Source organism: Stenotrophomonas sp. 115C5 (genome assembly GCF_056861055.1).
This window is the reverse complement of the sequence record NZ_JBSPUQ010000001.1, coordinates 298057-319627: the sequence shown is the minus strand read 5'-3', so window position 1 is coordinate 319627 and position 21571 is coordinate 298057. Positions and strand designations below refer to the sequence as shown.

Genomic DNA, 21571 nt, shown 5'->3' with positions numbered 1-21571 from the left:
GGCGCCGCGTTTTTTTATGCACGTTTTTGTAGAGCCGAGCCCATGCTCGGCTGGCGCAATGCAGCCGAGCGTGGGCTCGGCTCTACAACCGGATCAGCGCAGGGTCTTCTTCAGCGTTTCCGGATTGCCGTCGTTCGGCGCGGCCGGCACCTGCAGCAGGTGCGCCAGCAGCGGGTAGACGTCGACGTTGTCGAAGCCATCGATCACCAGGCCCTGGCGGAACGACGGGCCGCTGGCCACGAACACGGCGCGCATCGAGGGCAGGGCGTTGTCATAGCCGTGCGAGCCGCGGTCCTGCTTCGCGCGCTTGGCGATCTTCTCGCGGTGCAGTGCATCCCAGCCTTCATCCATCGCACAGACGATGGCCGGAACCCGCGGATGGGTGCCGTAGTGCCAGCGCGCCGGCAGGTTCTCCTTCTTCCAGCACTCGTAGTGCGTATGGCGGCCGAGCAGGGCGCGTTCGGCTTCCGCTTCGCGGCCCGCGACCGGCGCAAAACCCACCGACTGGCCCTGGCTGACATTGCGCGCGATGGCCGGATTGGCCATCGATTCGGTGGCGATCACGTGGCCGTCGGCGACACTGGCCATGCCGTGGTCAGAGACCACGATGATGTTGGTGGTCGCGGCCAGGCCGCGTTGTTGCAGTCCATCGAGCACCTGGCCGACGATCTGGTCGGCGCGCACGATGGCGTCGGCGTACTGTTTCGACTCGGGGCCGTAGTTGTGGCCGGCCTTGTCCACGTGTTCCATGTACAGCGTGGTCAGGCGCGGTGCATCGGCATCGGTCTGCGCCAGCCAGTTGAGCACGATGCCGGCGCGCTGCTCCAGCGGTTCCTTGCCATCGTAGACGCGCCACTGGCTGGGGCGTACGCCACGGATTTCCGATTCGCTGCCCGGCCATGACGTGGTGGCCGAACGCACGCCGGCGTTCTCTGCACTGACCCAGATCGGTTCGCCACCCCACCAGCCGCTGGTAGTGACCGCGTCGCGGTTGCTCAGTTCGAAACGGCCCAGGGTTGCATCGTCCATGCTGTTGTTGACGATGCCGTGGTGGTCCGGGCGCAGGCCGGTGACGATGGTGTAGTGGTTGGGGAAGGTCAGCGATGGGTACGAAGGCGTCATCCAGCGCGCGCGTACCCCGCCGTCGATCAGTCGCTGCAGGTTCGGGGTCAGGCCGCGATCGAGCGCATCGGCGCGCAGGCCGTCGATCGAGATCAACAGCAGCTTCGGCGGCGCAGCCGTTGCAACAGTGGTGGGAACAGAGGCGGAAGGGGCGGGCGCGGTGGTGCAGGCGGCCAATGGCAGCAGCAGCGCCAGCGCGCAGGTCAGGCGTACGGAAGTCATCCGCGCATGATAAGCCCGCGCAATGACGCGCCCAAGACACGGCGCGCCATCGCGCGCCGAGTCCGCGCATTTTTCCTTATCCCCGCGCCTGTCGGCGCGCCCCCTTCAACAACAAGGGGGCTCTTCTCCAGACAGATCACAGACGCTTCCATCCACGCTTGGCGTGGATCTACCGTGTCGACCAAGGTCGACACCTACCAGCAGCGCAGTACGCCGCCCCGCCTCCCCACAAGTAGCACGCTGTTGCAGTTGCTGTTGCTCCAGCCTCTGCGGGTGCCGGGCGCAGCCCGGCCAGCCCTCTCAGGCGAACAGCGGTGCCTGGCGTTGTTCCAGCCGCAACAGCGCGGCCTTGGTTTCCAGTCCGCCGCCGAAACCGGTCAGTGCACCGTTGCTGCCGATCACGCGATGGCAGGGCAGGATGATCGGCAGCGGGTTGCGGCCGTTGGCAGCGCCGACCGCACGGGTCGCACTGGGCTGGCCCAGATGCTGCGCCAACTGCAGGTAGCTCCAGGTCTGGCCGAACGGAATGAGCGCCAGCGCCTGCCACACCCGCAGCTGGAACGGCGTGCCGCGTGGTGCCAGTGCAAGGTTGAAGCTGCTGCGCTCGCCGTGCAGGAACTGCAGCAGCTGTTCGCGCGCTTCCGGCAGCGCATCCGGTGCGTAGTGCCAGTCATCGCGTCCGCGTGCCGGATGGCGGTTTTCCGGGAACAGCACATGCGACAGGCCACGCTCGTCACCGGCGATGGTCAACACGCCGATCGGGCTGTCGAAACGATCGAACAACAAGGTCATGTCGGTTCTCCAACGAAGGTGCCGGACAGGTGCCACAGATGCAGCACGGCATAGGCGCGCCACGGGCGCCACGGTTGCGAGCGCGTTTCGGTCGCGCGTTCGCTCAGGCGCTGGCCCTGCGCGTGGCCGAGGACCTGCTGCAGCACCAGGTCACCGGCGGGGAAGGCATCGGGCTGGCCAAGTCCGCGCAGCGCGATGTACTGCGCGGTCCACGGGCCGATGCCAGGCAGTGCCACGCAGCGGGCCACGAATTCCTCCAATGCCTGACCGGGCCCGAAGTCGAGCTGGCCGCTGGCGCAGGCAGCGGCCAGCGCACGCGCGGTGGCGGCGCGGGTGCGCGGCAGGCCGATCGATTCCAGCGGCGCCTCAGCCAGCACCTCGGGCGCGGGAAACTGGCGATCGAATTCCGATGGCATGCCCGGCAGGTGTGCGCCATAGGCATCGACCAGGCGCCGCGCGAAGGTGGTGGCCGCGGCCACGCTGACCTGCTGTCCGAGCACGGCGCGTACGCCCACCTCGAAGCCATCCCAGCCGCCGGGCACGCGCAGCCCGGGGCGTTCGGCGATGCCACGCGCCAGCAGCGGTTCCTCGCCCAGCGCGGCATGCACCTGCTGCAGGTCGGCATCCAGATCGAATACGCGGCGCACGCGGCGCACGATGTCGGGAATCAGGCGCGGATCGACCGGGCCCAGCTGCAGGCGCAGTTCCGGGCGTTTCGGATCGGCGGTGACGCGCAGCAGGGTGGGGCGCTCGGGTGTGCCGAGCACGCGCTGGTAGCTGTCTTCGCCGATCAGTTCGATGCCGGGCAGGCTGCGCTTGCGCAGGAAGGCCAGCATGCGCGGGAAATCCAGCGGTGGACGGTACACCAGGCGCAGTACCAGGCAGCCGTCATCGGCGGCCAGCGGCTGATGCTGGCGACGCAGTGCCGTCGGTGCCATGCCACAGCCCTGCAGGAAGGCGGTATTGAAGCGGCGCAGGCTGTTGTAGCCGGCGGCCAGCGCAACATCGGTCACCGGCAGCGTGGTCTCGGTCAGCAGCTGCTTGGCCAGCAGCAGGCGATGGGTAGCGTGGATCTGCCCTGGTGTCGCGCCCAGGTGTTCAACGAACAGGCGCTGCAGCTGGCGCGCGCTGAGGCCGATCTTCTGCGCGAGGTCGGCAACGGGCTGCTCCTGCAGGAAGCCGCCATGGATCAGGGCGAGGGCGCGCTGCACGGTCTGCCCGGCCAATGCCTGCTGGGCCTGCGGTGCCAACTCTGGACGGCAGCGCAGGCACGGGCGGTAGCCGGCGGCGGCGGCCGCAGCGGCGGTCGGGTAGTAGGTGATGTTGCGCGGCTTCGGCGGCGGTGCCGGGCACACCGGGCGGCAGTAGATGCCGGTGCTGCGCACGGCGGTGAAGAACACGCCGTCGAAGCGTGCGTCGCGGGCCAGACGGGCGCGGTCGCAGGCGGCGGTGTCGAGGGCGAGGGCGGTGTCCATGGCGCCAGTCTAGGCGGGTGCGGGTGGGGATACTCGCCACATTCGGACATGGATGCTGAAGGGCGTCAGGTCGGGCTGTGCCCGGCACCCGCGGTAGTGCCGGCCGCTGGCCAGCAACGGCAACGGCAACGGCAGAAGCTGGTTTCCTGTGGGGAGGCGGGGTGTGCCCGGTTGCGGGAGACGCCGTAAACCCGTCCTTGGGGGCTTGGCCGCGGCATCCATGCCGCGGACACTCCCGCAACCGGACCCACCCCGCCTTCGACAGGTTCCTGCGATCTGTCGGAAGGGCATCCCGCTCTGGTAGGTGTCGACCTTGGTCGACACGCTTTCCCAAGGGTCAGAAGGGGTTCAGTACCACGCGCTGAATGCGCGCCCCGGACGGGTAGACTGTGGCCCTTGCTCCCTTGAAATCCGGTTGCCCGATGTCCGCCAAACTCCGCTGGTTGCCCCTGTTGTGCCTGGCCCTGGCGGGCTGCAGTCAGCTGGAGAATCCGGGCAATGTGACCGCTGCCGACAAGGCGGCGCGGGCTCCCGCCAGCGATGGCGAGAACATGGTGTCGATCAACGCCGCCGATGCGCCACCGCCGCCGGCGCCGCCGCGCAGCCGGGCGGATCGGCCGTGGCCGCAGGCGCAGCTGGAGAACGGGCGTGCGTGGGTCAGCTGCAGCACCGAATATGCGGGTGACGCGGGCGACGGTGTCGAGCTGGAAGGCCTGCAGCGCGAGCAGATCAGCCAGGCGCTGGCGCCCTGCGCCGAACGTGGCCTGATGCGCGTGCGCTACGCCGGCAAGATCAACCCGGGCTTCGCCGAGATGATGTGGCGGTTGGCCGTGGTTGCCGACCAGCAGAAGATCCACAAGCGCATCCTCGACCTGGATTCCAGTGGCGGCCAGGTGGAATCGGCGATCGTGGCTGGTGACAGCATCGGTGAATCCGGCTGGACCATCTGGGTGCGCGAAGGCTCGATCTGCCACAGCGCCTGCGTGTTCGTGCTGGCCGCCGGTGACAACCGCCTGCTGTCGGGCAAGGTCGGCATCCACCGCATGATGCGCATCAGCTCCAAGGCCACCTCGCGCGCGGAACTCAACCGCGAGCTGCACGAGGTCTACGACAACGTAAAGGACTACCTGCAGCGCAACGGCGTGGCGGTGGGCGTGGCCGATCTGATGATGACCGTGCCCAACCGCAGCCTGCGCCTGCTGACCGCGGACGAGCTGCGCCAGTACGGCCTGGATGGCACCAACGCGGTGCAGGACGATCTGGAACGGATCAAGCAGATGCGGGCCTGCGGCGATGATTTCGTGCAGCGCAAGGACGCGTTCCTGATCGCCTTCGACCAGCAGTGCAAGCGCGAAGGCGCTGACATGGAATCGATCAACAGCTGCGGCCAGGCACTGAAGCAGCGCTTCGGCTTCCCGGATGCGGTGTGCCCGGAAGAGAGCCCGCTGTCGGAGATCGATGTGGCGACGCTGCCACCGGCACCGTCGGAGCCGCCGCCGGTGGCCGAACAGGTGCCGGCAGACACCGGCACGCCTGCCGCGCAGGCCGATGCCGCCGCGGTGGAAGGCAGCGCCAACGCGCGCTGACGAACAGCTCACCGCGCTGGCGTAGACTGCGGTTCTTTCCCGAGAACCGGCGGTGTCCATGAAGCGCGTGCTCCTGCTGCTGTCCCTGCTGCCCCTGACCGCATTGGCGCAGGCACCTGCGCCGGCCACGCCCGCCCCGGCACCCGCGCGCCCGGCGCCGGCCTCGCCAGCGGCTGCAAAACCAGCTACCGCCGGCGCTCCGGTGTTGACCGCCGCGCAGCAGGCGCAGGTGCAGAAACAGGACGCGGAAATGGGCGCGGCCGCAGTGAAGGCGGCGCAGCTGGTGGATGCCAACCGCGCCGGCGAGTTGTGGGATGGCGCTTCGGCCGTCGCGCGCCGTGCAGTACCGAAGGCCGCCTTCGTCAGCCAGTTGACCACCGAGCGCACGCGCCTGGGTGCGCTGGCCGGGCGTGGCCAGCCGACCATCACCCGGGTCAAGTACAGCGCCGGCGCTGCGGTGCCGGAAGGGCTGTACATCAACGTCAGCTTCCCGACCCGTTTCGCCAACAGCGCGCAGCCGGTGCGCGAGCTGGTCTCGTTCCGTTTCGACGAGGACCAGGTGTGGCGCCTGGCCGGCTATAGCCTGCGCGCGTCGGCACCCTGAGGAGATGAACCATGGCAACTGAACTGACGATGCTGGCCTGGTCGGTGCTGCTGGGCTTCGTCTACATCTTCGCTACCTCTACCGTGGTCACCCGCGAGCGCGGGATGAAGTGGAATGCCTCGGCACGGGATGGCGATGCAAAGCCGCTCAGCCCACTGGCCGGTCGCCTGCAGCGGGCCCAGGCCAATTTCCTGGAGACGTTCCCGTTCTTCGCCGCCGCCGCCATCGCAGTGGTCGTGGCCGGTCGCGGCAACGACACCACTGCACTGGCGGCGCAGACCTACTTCTGGGCGCGCGTGGTCTATCTGCCGCTGTACGCCGCAGGCGTGCCCTACGTGCGCAGCCTGGTGTGGCTGGTGTCGCTGCTGTCGATCCTGGCGCTGGTGTTCGCACTGCTGTAACCCGGCGCTGATCCAGATCAAGGCCGCTCAGCTGCGTGGCGCTATGCTGGCGCGGACTGAATCAACGGCAGGAGGCGCGCATGCGCAGGATGGACGTGGTGGTGGTCGGCGCAGGCCCCGCGGGCATGTGCTTCGCGCGCGCGCTGGCTGGCAGCGGCCTGCAGGTCGGGCTGGTCGACGTCCAGCCGCGCCAGGCCCTGGCCGAGGCCGCCTTCGACGGCCGCGAAATTGCGTTGACGCATGCCTCGCGGCAGAGCCTGGAGCAGCTGGGCCTGTGGCAACGCCTGCCGCACGCCGAAGTTGCCGAACTGCGCGATGCCAGGGTGATGAATGGTGGCTCGCCGTTCGCGCTGACCTTCGCCAGCAGCCAGGTTGATGGCCAGCCGCTGGGCTGGCTGGTACCCAACCATCTGATCCGCCGCGCCGCGTGGGATGCGGTGCAGGGCCAGGACGGCCTGGAACTGTTCGACGGACGCAAGGTGCTGGGCGTGCAGGCCGACGCGCAGGGCCACGTGGTCAAGCTCGATGACGGCAGCCAACTGCACGCGCGTCTGCTGATCGCCGCCGACAGCCGCTTCTCCGCCACGCGCCGCATGCTCGGCATCGGTGCGCAGATGCGCGACTTCGGCAAGTCGATGCTGGTCTGCCGCATGCAGGTCGAGCGCGATCATCACCACACCGCGTGGGAGTGGTTCGGCTACGGCCGCACCATGGCGCTCTTGCCGCTCAACGAGGGCCAGGCTTCGGCGGTGATCACGCTGCCGCCGCGGCAGATCGAGGAGCTGCTGGCAATGGACGAGGTGGCCTTTGGTGAGGCCGTCAGTGCCTGCTTCGAGCACCGCCTGGGCCGGATGCAGCCGGTGGCCACGCCGCAGGCGTATCCGCTGGTAGGGGTGTACGCGCACCGCTTCGTCGGCGAGCGTTCGGCGCTGATCGGGGATGCTGCGGTGGGCATGCACCCGGTCACCGCGCATGGTTTCAACCTGGGCCTGGCCAGCGCGCAGCGACTGGCGCAGGGTATCGTCGCGCAGCAGCGACGCGGTGCCGATATTGCGGCCGCGGGCATGCTGGCCAGCTACCAGCGCGGTCACCGGTTGGCGTCGCGGCCCCTGTATGAGGCCACCAATGCGATCGCCAGCCTGTACACCGACGATCGCCGTCCGGCGCGCCTGCTGCGGGCAGCCGGCCTGCGCCTGGCGCAGGGCGTGGCACCATTCAGGCAGCTGATTGCCTCGCACCTGACCCAGCGCGTGGCCTGAACAGCTTCAGATCAGCCGGCAGCCAGCACCCGGATCTGGCTGTCGGCGAACTCGACCACCTGGCCTGCGCGGATCATGCAGGCCTTGCGCAGTTCGACTTCGCCATCGACCCGCACCTGGCCGTCACCGATGACCATCTTGGCTTCGCCGCCGCTGGTGACCAGGTCGGCCAGCTTCAGCAACTGCTTGAGTTCGACGTAGTCACCGTCGAGGTCGAATTCGAGAATCTGCATGGAGCGGGTTTCCTGGGAAGGGGCGCGGGCCAGCGGCCGGGCCGGGGAAGAGGGCGCGTATTGTGCGCCAGCACGGGGCATGACGGCACGCGCACTGCAAGCTGTACGCCTCGTTCAGGATCAATGCGGTATGATTCCGCTCTGAGCGAGTGAAATCTCCTCCAACCGAGCAGCGCCAGGGCACGCGATAAGAAGGGCGCCCAAAGCGCGGACCATCACCTTTTTTATCGCACTGCCAGGAAGACGGCAGTGTCTTCGGAGTTCCCCATGTCCCAAGATTCCCAAGCGCCGCTGCAGTTTGCGCAGCTCGGCCTGTCCGAGCCCGTGATGCAGGCGGTCACCGCCATCGGCTACGAAACCCCGTCGCCGATCCAGGCCGCCACCATCCCGGCGATGCTGGAAGGCCGCGACGTGCTGGGTCAGGCCCAGACCGGCACCGGCAAGACCGCTGCCTTCGCACTGCCGGTACTGTCCAACATCGACCTGCAGCAGATCAAGCCCCAGGCCCTGATCCTGGCGCCGACCCGCGAGCTGGCCATCCAGGTCGCCGAGGCGTTCCAGTCGTATTCGTCGAAGATTCCGGGCTTCCGCGTGCTGCCGGTGTACGGCGGCCAGCCGTACGGCCAGCAGCTGTCGGCCCTGCGTCGTGGCGTGCACATCGTGGTCGGTACTCCCGGCCGCGTGATCGACCATCTGGACCGCAGCACCCTGGACCTGTCCGAGCTGAAGACGCTGGTGCTGGACGAAGCTGATGAAATGCTGCGCATGGGCTTCATCGACGACGTCGAAGCCGTGCTGAAGAAGCTGCCGGAGCAGCGCCAGGTGGCCCTGTTCTCGGCCACCATGCCGCCGCAGATCCGCCGCATCGCGCAGACCTACCTGCAGGACCCGGTGGAAGTGACCATCGCGGCCAAGACCACCACCTCGGCCAACATCCGCCAGCGTTACTGGTGGGTGAGCGGCATGCACAAGCTGGACGCGCTGACCCGCATCCTGGAAGTGGAGCCGTTCGACGCGATGATCATCTTCGCGCGCACCAAGGCCGGCACCGAGGAACTGGCCAGCAAGCTGCAGGCCCGTGGCCTGGCCGCTGCCGCCATCAACGGTGACATGCAACAGGCCCAGCGTGAGCGCACCATCGCCATGCTGAAGGAAGGCAAGCTGGACATCCTGGTCGCCACCGACGTGGCCGCGCGCGGCCTGGACGTGGAGCGCATCAGCCACGTGCTGAACTACGACATCCCGTACGACACCGAAAGCTACGTGCACCGCATCGGCCGTACCGGCCGTGCCGGCCGCAGCGGTGAGGCGATCCTGTTCGCCACCCCGCGCGAGAAGGGCATGCTGCGCCAGATCGAGCGCGCCACCCGCCAGCCGATCGAAGAGATGCAGCTGCCGAGCGTGGAAGCGGTCAACGATACCCGCATCAACAAATTCACCTCGCGCATCACCGAAACCCTTGGTGCCGGTGGCCTGGATTTCTACCGCCAGCTGCTGGAGCGCTTCGAGAACGAGCAGAACGTGCCGGCCATCGAAGTGGCTGCCGCGCTGGCCAAGATGCTGCAGGGTGACACTCCGTTCCTGCTGCAGCCGCCGGTGCGCGCCCCGCGTGAAGAGCGCGCGCCGCGCGAGCGCTTCGACCGTGGCGACCGTCCGGAGCGTGGCGATCGCTTCGACCGCAACGAGCGTGGTCCGCGTTTCGAGCGTGGCCCGCGCCGTGACGACGCCGAAGGTGGTTTCGAGCAGCGTCCGCGCCGCGAGGTTCCGCCGCGTGGTGCGCCGGAGCAGGGCATGGAGACCTACCGTATTTCGGTGGGCCACCAGCATGGCGTGAAGCCGGCCAACATCGTCGGCGCCATCGCCAACGAAGCCGGCCTGGAAAGCCGCTTCATCGGCCGCATCGACATCCACGACGACTTCTCGCTGCTGGATCTGCCGGCGCAGATGCCGTCGGACGTGCTGTCGCACCTGCAGAAGGTGTGGGTGTCCGGCCAGCAGCTGCAGATGCGTGCGCTGGCCCCGGGTGAAGACACCAACCCTGCCCCGCGCCCGTTCAAGCCTCGCTTCGACAAGCGTGGTCCGGGCGGCCCGGGTGGCCCGCGTCGTGGCGGTCCGGGTGGCCATGGTGGCGACCGCGGCGGTGACCGCGACAGCCGCCCGCCGCGTCGTGACGGCTTCAAGCCGCGCGGCCCGCGCAGCTTCTAAGCCTCACCCGCAGCCGTCCTGATCAACGCCAGCCTCCGGGCTGGCGTACAGAAAAGGGGACGGAGGGGATTAAGTCGTAAATGGCAGGCCGCGCGCTTATGCCGAAAACGACTTAATCCCCTCCGTCCCCTTTTTCGCATGGCCCACACATTGCCGGTCATAGGCTGGGCCGGTTCCATGGGAGGTTGTCACCGCAGCACATTCGGGGGGATCCGGGATGGGTAGAAGTGGCACGGACCAGCAGAGCCGGCGGGTGCCGATGACCCGTGGCCTGGGATTGCGCTTTGCGTTGTTGACGGGCATGGCGATCGGGTTGGTCGCGCTGTCCGCCTTGATCCAGGAACTGCAGGCGGCCTCCACCGCATGGATCGCCGGCCAGGGCTACTGGTCACGGGGGCAGCAGGATGCAACCGCTGCGCTGAGCCGCTACCTGGCGCGTGGCCATGCCCAGGACCTGGATGACGCGCGCCAGGCGCTGCGGATTCCGTTGGGGGATCTGCAGGCCCGGCTGGCGCTGGAACAGGCGGTACCGGACGAGGAGAAGGCCAGGCAGGGCTTCCTGCTGGGCGGCAACGCGCGCGCCGATATTCCGCGCCTGGTGTTCTCGTTCCGCTATGCACGCGACATCGGTGCATTCCGGGAAGCAACCACGCTGTGGCGACAGACCGATGATGACCTGTTGGCCGTGCAGCGGCTGGTCGCCGAGCTGCAGTCGGGGCATGCCCAGGGGGTGCTGCCAGTGGCGGACCGCGACCGGTACCTGCAGCAGCTGCGTGATCTGGACCGGCGGCTGCAGGTGCAGGCACAGGCATTTTCCCAGGCGTTGCTGCGCATGGCCACGATGGTGCGGATCGCCACGCTGGTGGTCGGTGGCCTGTCGGTGCTGGCGATCAGCCTGATGGCTGTCGCGCTGGCGCGCCGCGTCGGCAAGGACCTGACCGAGCACGAAAGCCGCTTTCGTGCGGCCTTCTACCAGGCCAATGTCGGCATGCTCAAGCTCGACACCGACGGCAAGGTGATCGAAGCCAACCAGGCGATGGCCGATATCCTCGACTACCGACGCGACGTGCTGCTGCAGATGTCGCTCGGTGATCTGTTGATGGAAGGCGAACTGGTCATCGATGGCGTCGGCCGCATTGACTGGGACCGGCAGCTGCGGCCGAGTGAGCTGCGCTTCTGCCGCCGCGATGGCAGCCTGGTGTGGGGGCGCTGGAGTGGCACCGGTGTGCGCAGCGCGGGAGGCGGCCTGTCGGTGTTTGCGATCATCGAGGATGTCAGCCAGAACCATGCTCTGGCACGCGAGATCGAACATCACGCCAGCCACGATCCGCTGACCGGCCTGATCAACCGACGCGAGATCGAGCGGCTGCTGGAGCGTTCGCTGCTGCAGGTGCGCAGCGACGGCGGTACGCATGCGCTGTGCTACATCAACCTGGACCATTTCAAGCTGGTCAATGACAGCTTCGGCCACGCGGCGGGCGACCAGATGCTGCGCAGCTTCGCCGATTATCTGGTTGCCGCGGTGCGCGATGGCGACTGGGTAGGCCGGCTGGGCGCCGACGAGTTCGCCGTGTTCCTCGCCCATGCCGGGCAGGACGAGGCCAAGCGGGTGCTGCAGCGGGTGATCCGCAACCTGGGGCAGGCAACCTTCCCGATCAGCGAGGGCAGTCCGCAGCTGAGCTGCAGCATCGGCGTGGTCGAAGTCAGTTCCGATGCGCCGGACGTGAACTGGTTGATGAGTGCCGCCGACAGCGCCTGCTATGCGGCCAAGCAGGCCGGGCGCAACCGCGTGCACTGCTTCAACGAGAACCGCATGGCACTGGAGGAACGGCGGCAGGAGGCCGAGCGCCTGCAGGGCGTCAGCCTGGCGATGGCCGAGAATCGCATGGTGCTGTATGCACAGCGCATCGCCCGCGTGGGTGATCCTTCCTACCTGCATTACGAGGTGCTGGTGCGCATGCGCGGTACCGACGGCAGCCTGCACCTGCCCGGACAGTTCATGCCGGCGGTGGAGCGCTATGGCATGGCGGTTGCGCTGGATCGTCACGTGCTCGGGCTGCTGTTCCGCCACCTGCAGGTGTGCCCGGCACACGTGCGCCAGCTGGGCCTGTGCAACGTCAACGTCTCGGCGCAGTCGATCGCCGAGCCGGGATTCCTCGCCTTCGTCTGCGACCTGCTTGAGCGCAACCGCGCGCTGGCCTCCAAGCTGTGCTTCGAGATCACCGAGACCGCGGCGATCAGCAACCTCAGCCAGGCCCGTGCGTTCATCGATGCGGTCAAGGCGCGGGGCTGCCGGATGGCACTGGATGACTTCGGCTCCGGCCTGTCTTCTTTCGGCTATCTGCGCCAGTTGCCGGCGGACATCCTGAAGATCGACGGCGCCTTCGTGCGGGACATGGATACCGACCCGGTCAGCCACGCCACGGTGCGTGCGATCAGCGAGCTCGGGCGCGAGCTGCAGATGGAAGTGGTGGCCGAGTGGGTGGAGACCGCCGAGGTTGCCGGTGCGCTGACCCGGCTCGGTGTGCAGGGCCTGCAGGGCTTCGCGATCGAGCGGCCACAGCCGCTGGAACGGATGACCCTGACCGATCTGCGCCCGGTGCGGCTGGTCGCGGTGAAGGGGCCGCCGGGGGCTGGCTGAACGGCGTGGCGGCGACTTTGGTCTACACGTGCGCTGCAGCCGCGGCTGCGATAATGCCCGCCAGGGGCGACGCGCAGTGGGCGCGGGCGTAAGCAGGAACAGGACGTGGCGTGGGCGGCAGGCAGTGGCAGTACGGAACAGGAGCGGTGCTGGTCGTGCTGCTGGCGTGGTTGGCGATGCCGTGGCCGCTTCGGGCCGCCGTGGCCGTGTCGGGCCGCGATTATCTGCTGGTGGGAGGCGCCACCGACGAACCGACCCCACATCGCGCGTGCACGCCGCACATGCTGTCGGGCCCGCGCCAGCAGGTGCTGGTGCCGGCTCCGCAGGAAGGCTGGTCGGGCCAGCCTCAGGCGCTGGACGTGTTCAATGTCTTTGCCGGCGAAGTGCGGGTACAGCACGGTGACCGCGAAATCTGCGGCAACATGCATGACGCCCGCACCCGTGATTCTCGCTTCCGTGCAGGCATCGGCCTGGTGGCCGTACCGCCGGCCGGCAGCCATGAGCCGTTCCTGGTTTCCTGGCAGACACCGCTGAAGGCCCGCTGGGTACCGACCCTGCGGCTGGGCGCGCCCAGCCCGGTGCAGCAGAACGACACCGCCCGCCTGCTGATGCGTGCCGCCTGCATCGCCGTGGCGATCGCACTGGCGCTGTCGGCGTTGATGGCCTTCCTGACCACGCGCGATCGCAGCTTCCTGGTTTACGTCGCCGGCACCACGGTGCTGGTGCTGTGGCAGGCGATCCTCGGTGGCCTCAGCGGCTACCCGGAGCCGTGGCTGTCGGTGGGGGAGCGTGGGGCCTGGTGGCTGCTCTCGCTGACCGCCGCCACCCAGGCGCTGGTACTGCCGGCACTGTGGCGGCTGAACGGCGGTGACCGCGTATGGCCACGGTCGCGGCCGCTGCAGGCGACCGTGCTGTGGGGCCTGCTGGCGCTGGCCGTACTGGTGCCGTGGCTGCGCTGGGAACAGCTGGCCTGGGTCGCGCAGGGCCTGCAGGTGTCCTATCTGCTGGGATGTGGCCTGGCATTGCTGATGGGCGTATGGGCCCGTTGGCGTGGCGACCGTTGGTCGCAGGCGGGACTGGCCGCGTTGGCACCGATGCTGGTCCTGATCATCGCCGATGCCTGCCGTGCGGAATGGCTGTTGGAATACCGGGTCGAAGCACTGCAGCTGTCGGTGACCTGGCTGCTGATGATGGCCGCCTATGCCATGAACCAGCGGCTGGGCCGGCTGCGCCAGCAGCGCGATGAACTGCGTCAGCTGGCCGAAACCGACGTCCTGACCGGACTGCCGAATCGCCGCGCCGGCCTGCAGCAGCTGGCCCGTCACCTGGCACAGGTCGACCGTGAGCGTGGCTCGCTGGTGATCGGCTTCCTCGACATCGACCTGTTCAAGGACATCAACGACCGCCATGGCCACGGGGTGGGGGACCAGGTACTGGTGGCGGTGGCACGCGCGCTGCGCGCTGCGGTGCGCAGCCAGGACGAAGTGGTGCGGATGGGCGGCGAGGAGTTCCTGCTGCTGATGCCCGGCATGCCGCGCGAGGCGGCGTCGGCGCGGCTGGAGCGCCTGCGCCAGCGCATCACCGAGGCCGGGCAGGGCCTGCAGGTGCCGGGGCTGGAAGTGACCGCCAGCATCGGCCTGGCGCAGTGGCGGCCGGGCGAGGACGATCTGGCCGGGCTGTTGCGGCGGGCCGATCATGCCATGTACGTGGCCAAGCGGGCGGGCCGGAACCGGGTGTTCGACGGCGAAGAGCTCGATCCGCCCGGCCTGGCATGAAGCGCTGCGGGCGGCGATGCCGGATAATAGGGCGATGACCACCCGACTCAACAAACATATCGCCGACACCGGCTTCTGCTCCCGCCGCGAGGCCGATCGCCTGATCGCCGCCCGCCGGGTCACCGTCAACGGCCATCCGGCCGGCACTGGCGCGGTGGTGGGCGAAGAAGACCAGGTGCTGGTCGATGGCCAGCCGCTGCGCGCGCGCGTGGCCCGCAAGCCCGGCGCCCGCCGCCATGTCTACATCGCGCTGAACAAGCCGGTGGGTGTCACCTGCACGACCGAAACCTCGGTCAAGGGCAACATCGTCGATTTCGTCGGCCACGAGCAGCGCATTTTCCCGATCGGGCGCCTGGACAAGGAATCCGAAGGCCTGATCCTGATGACCAGCAACGGCGACATCGTCAACCAGATCCTGCGTGCCGAGAACGGCCACCAGAAGGAGTACCTGGTGGCGGTGAACAAGCCGGTTACCGATGAGTTCCTGCGCGGCATGGCGCGCGGTGTGCGCATCCACGACCAGATGACGTTGCCGTGCAAGACCTCGCGCATCGCCAAGTTCGGTTTCCGCATCACCCTGCAGCAGGGCCTGAACCGGCAGATCCGCCTGATGGCCGCCGAATTCGGCTATCGCGTGACCCAGCTGCGCCGCGTGCGCATCGACAACATCAAGATCGGCGCGTTGAAGCCGGGCCAGTGGCGCAACCTGACCGAGCAGGAGCTGCAGGGCCTGTTGCCGAAGCAACTGGACTGGTAAACGGCCTCTGTAGAGCCGAGCCCATGCTCGGCTGCCTTTTGTCCGGGTGCAGCCGAGCATGGGCTCGGCTCTACATCGGCTAGACTCCGCAGTGACCTGCCGGAATGTGACGCTGCATGATCAAGCCCGACAAGCCTGCCAACGAAGCCCTCCGGCTCGAGGCGCTGTACCGCTACCGGATCCTTGATTCGCAGCGCGAGAAGTCATTCGACGACCTGGTGGCGATCGCCAAGGCGGTCTGCGGTACCTCGATGGCGGCGGTGACCCTGATCGATGTCGAGCGGCAGTGGTTCAAGTCGATCCAGGGCATCGACGCGGCAGAGAACCTGCGCAGCGAATCGATGTGTGGCCACGCCATCCTGCAGCCGCAGGAAATCATGGTGGTCGAGGACGCGTTGCAGGACATCCGCTTCCACGACAACCCGGTGGTGACCGGCGACCCGCACATCCGCTTCTACGCCGGTGCGCCACTGATCAGTTCCGATGGCCTGCCACTGGGTACGTTGTGCGTGTTCGATGCACATCCGCAGCACCTGCCCAGCGACAAGGCCGAGGCACTGGCCGCTCTGTCACGGCAGGTGATGCTGGTGATGGAGCTGCGCCGTTTCGCGCTCGACATCCAGAAGCACATGCTGGAACGCGATGACTACGAGCGCCTGCTGTCGGAGTACCAGGAGGTGCTGCTGGCGCAGAATGCCGACCTGGCCGAGCAGAGCCGCACCGATGCGTTGACCGGACTGCCGAACCGCCGCGCGATGGCGGCGGCACTGGAAGAGGCGGTGGCGGAGATCGATGGGCAACCGGGAGTGGCCTGCGTGGCCCTGCTGGACATCGATCACTTCAAGCACATCAACGATTTCCAGGGCCACGCCACCGGCGACCGGGTGCTGGCCGAGCTGGGCGTGCTGCTGCGCTCGCATTTCGCCGGCCGTGGCATGGCCGCGCGCTATGGCGGCGAGGAGTTCGTGGCGGTGATGCCGGGCACTGATGTGCGTACGGCCGAACTGCAATGCGAGTTCCTGCGCCTGGCCGTGGCAGACCTTCCGCTGGGTTTCCCGGTCACGATCAGCATCGGCGTTGCCCAGCACCAGGCAGGTGAAAGCGTGGATGACATGCTGGCGCGCGCCGACAAGGCGCTGTACCGGGCCAAGGGCAACGGTCGCAACCGGGTGGAACGGGCGGGCTGAGCCCTGCATGCAGTAGGTCCACGCCATGCGTGGATGATTTTGCCGATGGGATAACGCCGTGTCGCGGCCTGTGCGATTGTGCCCGGCGAATATGCCGTTCCTGTTCCCACGGACGCCGACCATGCTGCAGACCCTGGCCATCGCCCACTATCGTTCGCTGCACGGGCTGGTCCTGCCGCTGCAGCAGTTGAACGTGGTGACCGGTGACAACGGCAGTGGCAAGTCCAGCCTGTACCGCGCGCTGCGCCTGCTGGCGGAGACCGCACAGGGCGGCGTTGCAGCGGTGCTGGCCCGCGAAGGGGGGCTGGGTTCGGCGCTGTGGGCCGGCCCCGAATCCATTGATCGCCGGGTCGCGGCCGGCGAGATCCCGCTGCAGGGTGGCCCTCGGCAGGCATCGGTGGGATTGAAGCTCGGCTTCACCACCGACGAATTCGGCTATGCCATCGACCTGGGCTATCCGCCGCCCAGCCGTTCGGCGTTTGCGCTGGATCCGCAGATCAAGGCGGAGGCGATCTGGGCCGGGCCATTCCTGCGCAGCGCCAACCTGCTGGTTGATCGCCGTGGGGTAATGGTGCGGCAACGTCATGCGCGCGGCTGGGATCTCGTGGATGACCGGTTGTCGCTGTTCGACAGCCTGTTCACCCAGGTCGGCGATCCGCAGCGCATGCCGGAAACCATCGCCTTGCGTGAGTACATCCGTCGCTGGCGCTTCTACGACCATTTCCGCAGCGACGCCCATGCCCCGGCGCGACAACCGGCGATGGCCACGCGCACGCCGGTGCTGCATCACGACGGCCGGGATCTGGCGGCAGCGTGGGTGACCATTCTCGAGATCGGAGATCCGGTCGCGTTGGCACGCAGCGTCGACGATGCGTTCCCCGGCGCCACGGTCGGCTTCGAAGAGCTGGACGGTCGACTGGCCCTGCGCTTCCACCAGCCGGGGTTGCTGCGGCCGTTGTCGATGGCCGAACTGTCCGACGGTACGCTGCGCTTCCTGCTGCTGGCTGCTGCGCTGCACACGCCACGCCCGCCGCCGCTGCTGGTGCTCAACGAGCCGGAGACCAGCCTGCATCCGGACCTGCTGCCGGCGCTGGCGCGGCTGATCATCGCGGCCAGTGCGCGCAGCCAGGTGTGGGTGGTGTCACACGCCAGCCGGTTGATCGCAGCACTGGAGCAAGCGCCCGGCTGTCATTCGCTGCACCTGCACAAGGAACAGGGCCGCACGCTGCTGAGCGGGCAGGGCCTGCTGGATGCTCCGGCATGGCACTGGCCGCAGCGTTGATACGGCCATCCACGCCCTGCGTGGACGCGCTCAATCGGCGATGTTGCGTGCCTCGGCCGTGCCAAGGATTTCCGGATGCTGCACCGGCTTGCGGCGGTTCAGCAGCGGATGCAGGAACACCGCGCCGACGATGATTGCCACGCCCAGGTAGAACCACGGGGTGACCTCGTGCTGCTCGCGCAGCAGCACCACCGCCAGCACCACCGCATAGACCGGTTCCAGGTTGGTCACCAGCTGCACCGTGTAGGCGCTCAGGTGGCGCAGCGCGACCAGGGCCAGGGCGAACGGCAGCAGCGTGCAGAAGCCGGCCAGGACCAGTAGCAGGATGCCGTCGTGCAGGTCCGGAACCACCCACAGCGGGCTGGCCAGCGCCGGCAGCAGGTAGGGCATCAGCGGTGCCAGCAGGGTCAGGGTGAGGGTGCCCGCACCCAGCTCCAGTGCGGTGACCGTGAGCGGATCCGCGTGGCTGACCATGCGCTTGTTGAGCGAGCCGAACACTGCCACCAGCAGCGCCGAGATCGCGCCGATCAACACACCGAGGCGCATGCCATCGGGCACGCCACCGACCACCAGCGCAACACCCGGCAGCACCGCCAGGCCGAACGCCAGTTCACGCAGCTGGAACGGCCGCTTGGCCACCCACGGCTCGATGATCGAGGTGAACACCGGCGCCAGCGCGATGCAGGTGGCTGCCACCGAGGCGTTGGCCAGCTTCACCGCGCCGTAGAACGTCAGCCAGTGCAGGGCGACCAGCGCGCCGATGCCGGCGTAGCCGGCCACCAGCCGCAGGGGCAGGGTGCGCAGCCCGCGCCAGACCCGTGGCAGCAGGGCCAGCATCGCCGTCACCAGCAGCATGCGCCACCACACCAGCGGCAGTGCGGGCAGGGTGATCAGTTTGCCGAGGATGGCGGTGATGCCCCACAGCAGGACACAGAAATGGATCTGCCACAGCGCTTTGCGGGTGTCGGGTGTGCTCATCCGCCTATTGTGAGGCAAGCCGATGACCGCAGCGCTATCCGCGTGAGGGATTGCTGGAAGTGTCCACCCGCCGCTGCAGGGCCATCGCCGCCGCCGGGTTGCGCGCCTTGCCCGCGCCGATGCACAGCAGGTAGACCTCGCGCGGCTCTGCCGGGGCCGGCTCGGCCAGGCAGGGCAGGTCGTCCACCGCCTCGCCGCGTGACCAGCGCAGGACGCGTTCGGCCCAGCGCTGCTGCACGGGCGCCGGCAGGCCCTCGTTCAAGCGGGCCTGGCTGCGCTTGATCCGCGCATAGACGAAGCCGGCACTGACATCGCCATGCAATGGCGCCTCGTCACTGTCTTCGATCACCAGCGCCACGCCGTGGCGACGCGCGGCGTCGACCAGTGCCGGGCCATGTGTCTCGGCGTTGCGGACCTCGAGCGCATGCTGCAGCGTCACCCCGTCCAATTGCTTCGGCAGCTGCGCCATCAGGGCACCCAATGCATCGGCGTCGGCCGGATGGCGCGGATCGAACTGCCACAGCAACGGGCCAAGCCGGTCACCGAGCGCGAGTGCTGCCTGCAGGAACGGTGTGGCTGCTTCCACGGTGCTGGACAAGTCGCGGCGCTGCACCAGGTAGCGTGGTGCCTTCATCGCAAAGCGGAAGCCTTCCGGCGTCTGCGCGGCCCACTGCGCGCACTGTGCTGCGGTGGGCGTGCGGTAGAAGGTGCCGTTGATTTCAATGCAGCGCAGGGCACGGCTGGCATGGGCCAGTTCTTCACGCTGCGGCAGGCCCACGGGGTAGAAAACGCCGCCGCGCCATTCGGGAAACACCCAGCCGCCGATGCCGCAGCGGATCTCCGCCTGCCGGGCGGTCGCGGTCACTGGCCGTGGTCCGCGCGCCACGGATCGTAGCTGCCGAACCACCACAGATAGCCTTCCGGGTCGGCGCAGGCGTAGCCACGTCCGCCATAGTCCTGGTCGGCGATGTCGATGACGATGCGGGCACCGGCGGCCTTGGCCCGTGCATAGTGGGCATCGGCATCGGTGACGATCACGCAGGCACTCTGGGTCTGGCGGCCGCCGACCTCGTCGGGCATCGCCGCGTGTTCGCTCCACGCGCTCTGGTTGCTGGCCGAGCCGAGCATGATCATGCCGCTGCCGAAGGTCAGCTGCGCATGGAATACCGTATCGCCATCGGCGTAGACGGCCTGGGCATGGAAGCCGAAGGCGCGCTGCAGCCAGTCGATGGCGGCCTGCGCGTCGCGATAGCGCAGGCACGGAATGATGGTGGAGCCGTTGCTCGGTTGGCCGTTCCCGCCCATGACACCCCTCCTATGGCACAGGGCAGGGTGCGCCGCAGAACGTTACCATCCCGCGAAACCCCGGTGACGGCCTGCACATGGCCGCCACCCCTGTTCGGAGATCGTGCTGGATGAAACCCTGGATTGGAGGAGCCGTGCTGCTGGCGTGCACGACCATCGCGAGTGCTGCCACCCCGGCGCAGCTGCAGGACCTGGATGCGACCGTCGAGCGCGTGCGCGCGCAGTTCGACGTGCCCGGCATTGCCGTGGCGGTGGTCAAGGATGGCGAGGTGGTGCTGGAACGCGGCTGGGGCGTGCGCGAGCAGGGCAAGCCGGAGCCGGTGCAGGCCGATACGCTGTTCGCCATTGCTTCCAACACCAAGGCGTTCACCGCCACCTCGCTGAACCTGCTGGCCGAGGATGGCAAGCTGAAGATGGACGACAAGGTGATCGACCACCTGCCGTCGTTCCGCATGTCCGACCCGTTCGTGACCGGGCAGATGACGATCCGCGACCTGCTGTCGCATCGCAGTGGCCTGAGCCTGGGCGCCGGTGACCTGCTGTTCTGGCCGACCACCTCCTACAGCAATGCCGAAGTGGTGGAGCGGCTGGGCAAGGTGCCGCTGAAGGGCGGTTTCCGCGAGAGCTATGCCTACGACAACATCCTGTACGCGGTCGCCCAGCAGGTGATCGAGCATGTTTCCGGCATGAGTTACCAGCAGTTCCTGCAGACGCGCATCTTCGACAAGGTGGGCATGGCGGGCACGCGCTACAACGCCGATCACCTGAAGCCCGGTGACAAGGCCGCGGTCGGTCACGCCAAGTACGATTTCAAGGACCTGCGCACGGTCGCACCGCTGACCTGGTCGAACAATGCCGGCGCCGGTGGCATCTATTCCAGTGCGCACGACATGGCGCGCTGGATGCAGGTGCAGCTGGCTGAGGGCAAACTGGCCGATGGCACCGCGCTGTTCACCGACAAGAGCCAGCAGCAGATGTGGCGGATGATCACCCCGCAGTCCATCCCGGCGCCGAGCGTGCCGGAGCTGGCACCGGCGCGGGCCAACTTTGCCGGCTACGGCGAAGGCTGGAGCCTGAGCGATTTCCGCGGGCAGAAGCTGGTCTGGCACACCGGAGGCTGGCCGGGCATGGTTTCGCGGCTGACCCTGGTGCCGGGCGAGAAGCTGGGCGTGGTGGTACTGACCAACCAGGAAGTGGGCGCGGCGTTCAATGCGATCACCCTGAGCGTGCTCGATGCCTATCTGGGCGGCGAGAAGCACGACTGGGTGGACGCCTATGCCAAGGCCGTGGCCAAGGGCCAGGACAAGGCCGACGAAGCCTGGGCCAAGCACCAGAGCGCGCGCGACAAGGGCAGCAAGCCGTCGCTGGCACTGGCCGGCTACACCGGCACCTTCCGTGACCGCTGGTATGGCGACATGCAGATCAGTGCCGAGGGCAAGGGCCTGCGCCTGCGCTTCATGAAGACCGCGCAGCTGAGCGGGCGCCTGGAGCACTGGCAGCACGACACCTTCATCGTGCGCTGGGACGACCGTTCGCTCAACGCCGACGCGTTCGTGAACTTCAGCCTGGACCCGGACGGCAAGGTACGCGAGGTGCGCATGCAGTCGATCTCCGACCTGACCGATTTCAGCTTCGATTTCCAGGACCTGCTGTTCACCCCGACTGACGGGTAAATGCCGACCTTGGTCGGTATGCGGTAAGGCGCCCACCAAGGTGGGCGACTACCGGGGGAGCGGGTGATCATCGG

18 protein-coding genes are annotated in these 21571 nt (G+C 68.0%); 11 read left to right on the top strand and 7 right to left on the bottom strand.

Annotated features, from left to right (window positions below):
• Window positions 1-93 precede the first annotated feature (93 nt).
• The 3 genes from AC13FN_RS01525 to AC13FN_RS01515 form a co-directional block, all read right to left on the bottom strand.
• The gene (locus AC13FN_RS01525) at window positions 94-1344 is read right to left on the bottom strand and encodes an alkaline phosphatase family protein (RefSeq protein ID WP_482984278.1); all 1251 of its coding nucleotides are present in this window, start codon (window positions 1342-1344) and stop codon (window positions 94-96) included.
• 300 nt (window positions 1345-1644) lie between these two features.
• A complete protein-coding gene (locus AC13FN_RS01520) occupies window positions 1645-2136 on the bottom strand; it encodes a methylated-DNA--[protein]-cysteine S-methyltransferase (RefSeq protein WP_482984279.1) in 492 nt (163 codons plus the stop codon).
• On the bottom strand, window positions 2133-3611 hold the full coding sequence (locus tag AC13FN_RS01515) for an AlkA N-terminal domain-containing protein (RefSeq protein WP_482984280.1): 1479 nt from the start codon (window positions 3609-3611) through the stop codon (window positions 2133-2135). The genes AC13FN_RS01520 and AC13FN_RS01515 overlap by 4 nt, the downstream gene beginning before the upstream one ends.
• A 422-nt stretch (window positions 3612-4033) precedes the next feature.
• Here AC13FN_RS01515 and AC13FN_RS01510 point away from each other — a divergent pair, with 422 nt between their 5' ends.
• The 4 genes from AC13FN_RS01510 (at window position 4034) to ubiM (ending at window position 7461) form a co-directional block, all read left to right on the top strand.
• Complete coding sequence (locus tag AC13FN_RS01510; protein ID WP_049433873.1) at window positions 4034-5197, top strand: COG3904 family protein; 1164 nt, start codon at window positions 4034-4036, stop codon at window positions 5195-5197.
• A gap of 58 nt (window positions 5198-5255) precedes the next feature.
• Window positions 5256-5801, top strand: a complete 546-nt coding sequence (locus tag AC13FN_RS01505; protein WP_049433872.1) for a DUF4019 domain-containing protein — start codon at window positions 5256-5258, stop codon at window positions 5799-5801.
• Between the two features lie 11 nt (window positions 5802-5812).
• Window positions 5813-6202: an MAPEG family protein gene (locus AC13FN_RS01500; RefSeq protein ID WP_478410784.1), complete on the top strand. Its 390-nt coding sequence runs from the start codon at window positions 5813-5815 to the stop codon at window positions 6200-6202.
• Window positions 6203-6282: 80 nt separating this feature from the next.
• Window positions 6283-7461 (top strand): 5-demethoxyubiquinol-8 5-hydroxylase UbiM, encoded by a 1179-nt coding sequence (gene ubiM, locus AC13FN_RS01495; protein ID WP_478413436.1) that lies wholly within the window; start codon window positions 6283-6285, stop codon window positions 7459-7461.
• Between the two features lie 11 nt (window positions 7462-7472).
• Here ubiM and AC13FN_RS01490 read toward each other — a convergent pair whose 3' ends face one another.
• Window positions 7473-7694, bottom strand: a complete 222-nt coding sequence (locus AC13FN_RS01490; protein WP_482984281.1) for an RNA-binding S4 domain-containing protein — start codon at window positions 7692-7694, stop codon at window positions 7473-7475.
• A gap of 267 nt (window positions 7695-7961) precedes the next feature.
• On the opposite strand from AC13FN_RS01490, the gene AC13FN_RS01485 reads away from it, so the two are divergent.
• The 6 genes from AC13FN_RS01485 (at window position 7962) to AC13FN_RS01460 (ending at window position 17541) form a co-directional block, all read left to right on the top strand.
• Complete coding sequence (locus tag AC13FN_RS01485) at window positions 7962-9899, top strand: DEAD/DEAH box helicase (RefSeq protein WP_049433869.1); 1938 nt, start codon at window positions 7962-7964, stop codon at window positions 9897-9899.
• 217 nt (window positions 9900-10116) lie between these two features.
• Window positions 10117-12540: a putative bifunctional diguanylate cyclase/phosphodiesterase gene (locus tag AC13FN_RS01480; RefSeq protein WP_482984282.1), complete on the top strand. Its 2424-nt coding sequence runs from the start codon at window positions 10117-10119 to the stop codon at window positions 12538-12540.
• Window positions 12541-12650: 110 nt separating this feature from the next.
• Window positions 12651-14315 (top strand): sensor domain-containing diguanylate cyclase, encoded by a 1665-nt coding sequence (locus tag AC13FN_RS01475; RefSeq protein ID WP_482984283.1) that lies wholly within the window; start codon window positions 12651-12653, stop codon window positions 14313-14315.
• A gap of 34 nt (window positions 14316-14349) precedes the next feature.
• Window positions 14350-15072 (top strand): pseudouridine synthase, encoded by a 723-nt coding sequence (locus AC13FN_RS01470; protein WP_005408708.1) that lies wholly within the window; start codon window positions 14350-14352, stop codon window positions 15070-15072.
• 116 nt (window positions 15073-15188) lie between these two features.
• Window positions 15189-16259: a sensor domain-containing diguanylate cyclase gene (locus tag AC13FN_RS01465; RefSeq protein ID WP_482984284.1), complete on the top strand. Its 1071-nt coding sequence runs from the start codon at window positions 15189-15191 to the stop codon at window positions 16257-16259.
• Between the two features lie 121 nt (window positions 16260-16380).
• The gene (locus AC13FN_RS01460) at window positions 16381-17541 is read left to right on the top strand and encodes an AAA family ATPase (protein WP_460131693.1); all 1161 of its coding nucleotides are present in this window, start codon (window positions 16381-16383) and stop codon (window positions 17539-17541) included.
• A gap of 30 nt (window positions 17542-17571) precedes the next feature.
• Here AC13FN_RS01460 and AC13FN_RS01455 read toward each other — a convergent pair whose 3' ends face one another.
• The 3 genes from AC13FN_RS01455 to AC13FN_RS01445 are packed head-to-tail and all read right to left on the bottom strand — an operon-like array spanning window position 17572 to window position 19824.
• Complete coding sequence (locus AC13FN_RS01455) at window positions 17572-18519, bottom strand: DMT family transporter (RefSeq protein WP_010486385.1); 948 nt, start codon at window positions 18517-18519, stop codon at window positions 17572-17574.
• Window positions 18520-18553: 34 nt separating this feature from the next.
• Window positions 18554-19384 (bottom strand): DUF72 domain-containing protein, encoded by an 831-nt coding sequence (locus tag AC13FN_RS01450; RefSeq protein ID WP_049433863.1) that lies wholly within the window; start codon window positions 19382-19384, stop codon window positions 18554-18556.
• Complete coding sequence (locus AC13FN_RS01445; protein WP_049433862.1) at window positions 19381-19824, bottom strand: VOC family protein; 444 nt, start codon at window positions 19822-19824, stop codon at window positions 19381-19383. Before AC13FN_RS01445 ends, AC13FN_RS01450 begins: the two co-directional genes overlap by 4 nt.
• A 110-nt stretch (window positions 19825-19934) precedes the next feature.
• Here AC13FN_RS01445 and AC13FN_RS01440 point away from each other — a divergent pair, with 110 nt between their 5' ends.
• On the top strand, window positions 19935-21497 hold the full coding sequence (locus AC13FN_RS01440; protein ID WP_054171321.1) for a serine hydrolase: 1563 nt from the start codon (window positions 19935-19937) through the stop codon (window positions 21495-21497).
• Window positions 21498-21571 lie beyond the last annotated feature (74 nt).

What these genes read in the sequence shown, in the direction of transcription:
- AC13FN_RS01505 (WP_049433872.1), top strand. Translation starts at nt 5,256, where the DNA reads ATGAAGCGCGTGCTCCTGCTGCTGTCCCTGCTGCCCCTGACCGCATTG.
- AC13FN_RS01520 (WP_482984279.1), bottom strand. Translation starts at nt 2,136, where the DNA reads ATGACCTTGTTGTTCGATCGTTTCGACAGCCCGATCGGCGTGTTGACC.
- AC13FN_RS01515 (WP_482984280.1), bottom strand. Translation starts at nt 3,611, where the DNA reads ATGGACACCGCCCTCGCCCTCGACACCGCCGCCTGCGACCGCGCCCGT.
- AC13FN_RS01455 (WP_010486385.1), bottom strand. Translation starts at nt 18,519, where the DNA reads ATGAGCACACCCGACACCCGCAAAGCGCTGTGGCAGATCCATTTCTGT.
- AC13FN_RS01460 (WP_460131693.1), top strand. Translation starts at nt 16,381, where the DNA reads ATGCTGCAGACCCTGGCCATCGCCCACTATCGTTCGCTGCACGGGCTG.
- AC13FN_RS01485 (WP_049433869.1), top strand. Translation starts at nt 7,962, where the DNA reads ATGTCCCAAGATTCCCAAGCGCCGCTGCAGTTTGCGCAGCTCGGCCTG.
- AC13FN_RS01480 (WP_482984282.1), top strand. Translation starts at nt 10,117, where the DNA reads ATGGGTAGAAGTGGCACGGACCAGCAGAGCCGGCGGGTGCCGATGACC.
- ubiM (WP_478413436.1), top strand. Translation starts at nt 6,283, where the DNA reads ATGCGCAGGATGGACGTGGTGGTGGTCGGCGCAGGCCCCGCGGGCATG.
- AC13FN_RS01440 (WP_054171321.1), top strand. Translation starts at nt 19,935, where the DNA reads ATGAAACCCTGGATTGGAGGAGCCGTGCTGCTGGCGTGCACGACCATC.
- AC13FN_RS01490 (WP_482984281.1), bottom strand. Translation starts at nt 7,694, where the DNA reads ATGCAGATTCTCGAATTCGACCTCGACGGTGACTACGTCGAACTCAAG.
- AC13FN_RS01470 (WP_005408708.1), top strand. Translation starts at nt 14,350, where the DNA reads ATGACCACCCGACTCAACAAACATATCGCCGACACCGGCTTCTGCTCC.
- AC13FN_RS01465 (WP_482984284.1), top strand. Translation starts at nt 15,189, where the DNA reads ATGATCAAGCCCGACAAGCCTGCCAACGAAGCCCTCCGGCTCGAGGCG.
- AC13FN_RS01510 (WP_049433873.1), top strand. Translation starts at nt 4,034, where the DNA reads ATGTCCGCCAAACTCCGCTGGTTGCCCCTGTTGTGCCTGGCCCTGGCG.
- AC13FN_RS01445 (WP_049433862.1), bottom strand. Translation starts at nt 19,824, where the DNA reads ATGGGCGGGAACGGCCAACCGAGCAACGGCTCCACCATCATTCCGTGC.
- AC13FN_RS01525 (WP_482984278.1), bottom strand. Translation starts at nt 1,344, where the DNA reads ATGACTTCCGTACGCCTGACCTGCGCGCTGGCGCTGCTGCTGCCATTG.
- AC13FN_RS01500 (WP_478410784.1), top strand. Translation starts at nt 5,813, where the DNA reads ATGGCAACTGAACTGACGATGCTGGCCTGGTCGGTGCTGCTGGGCTTC.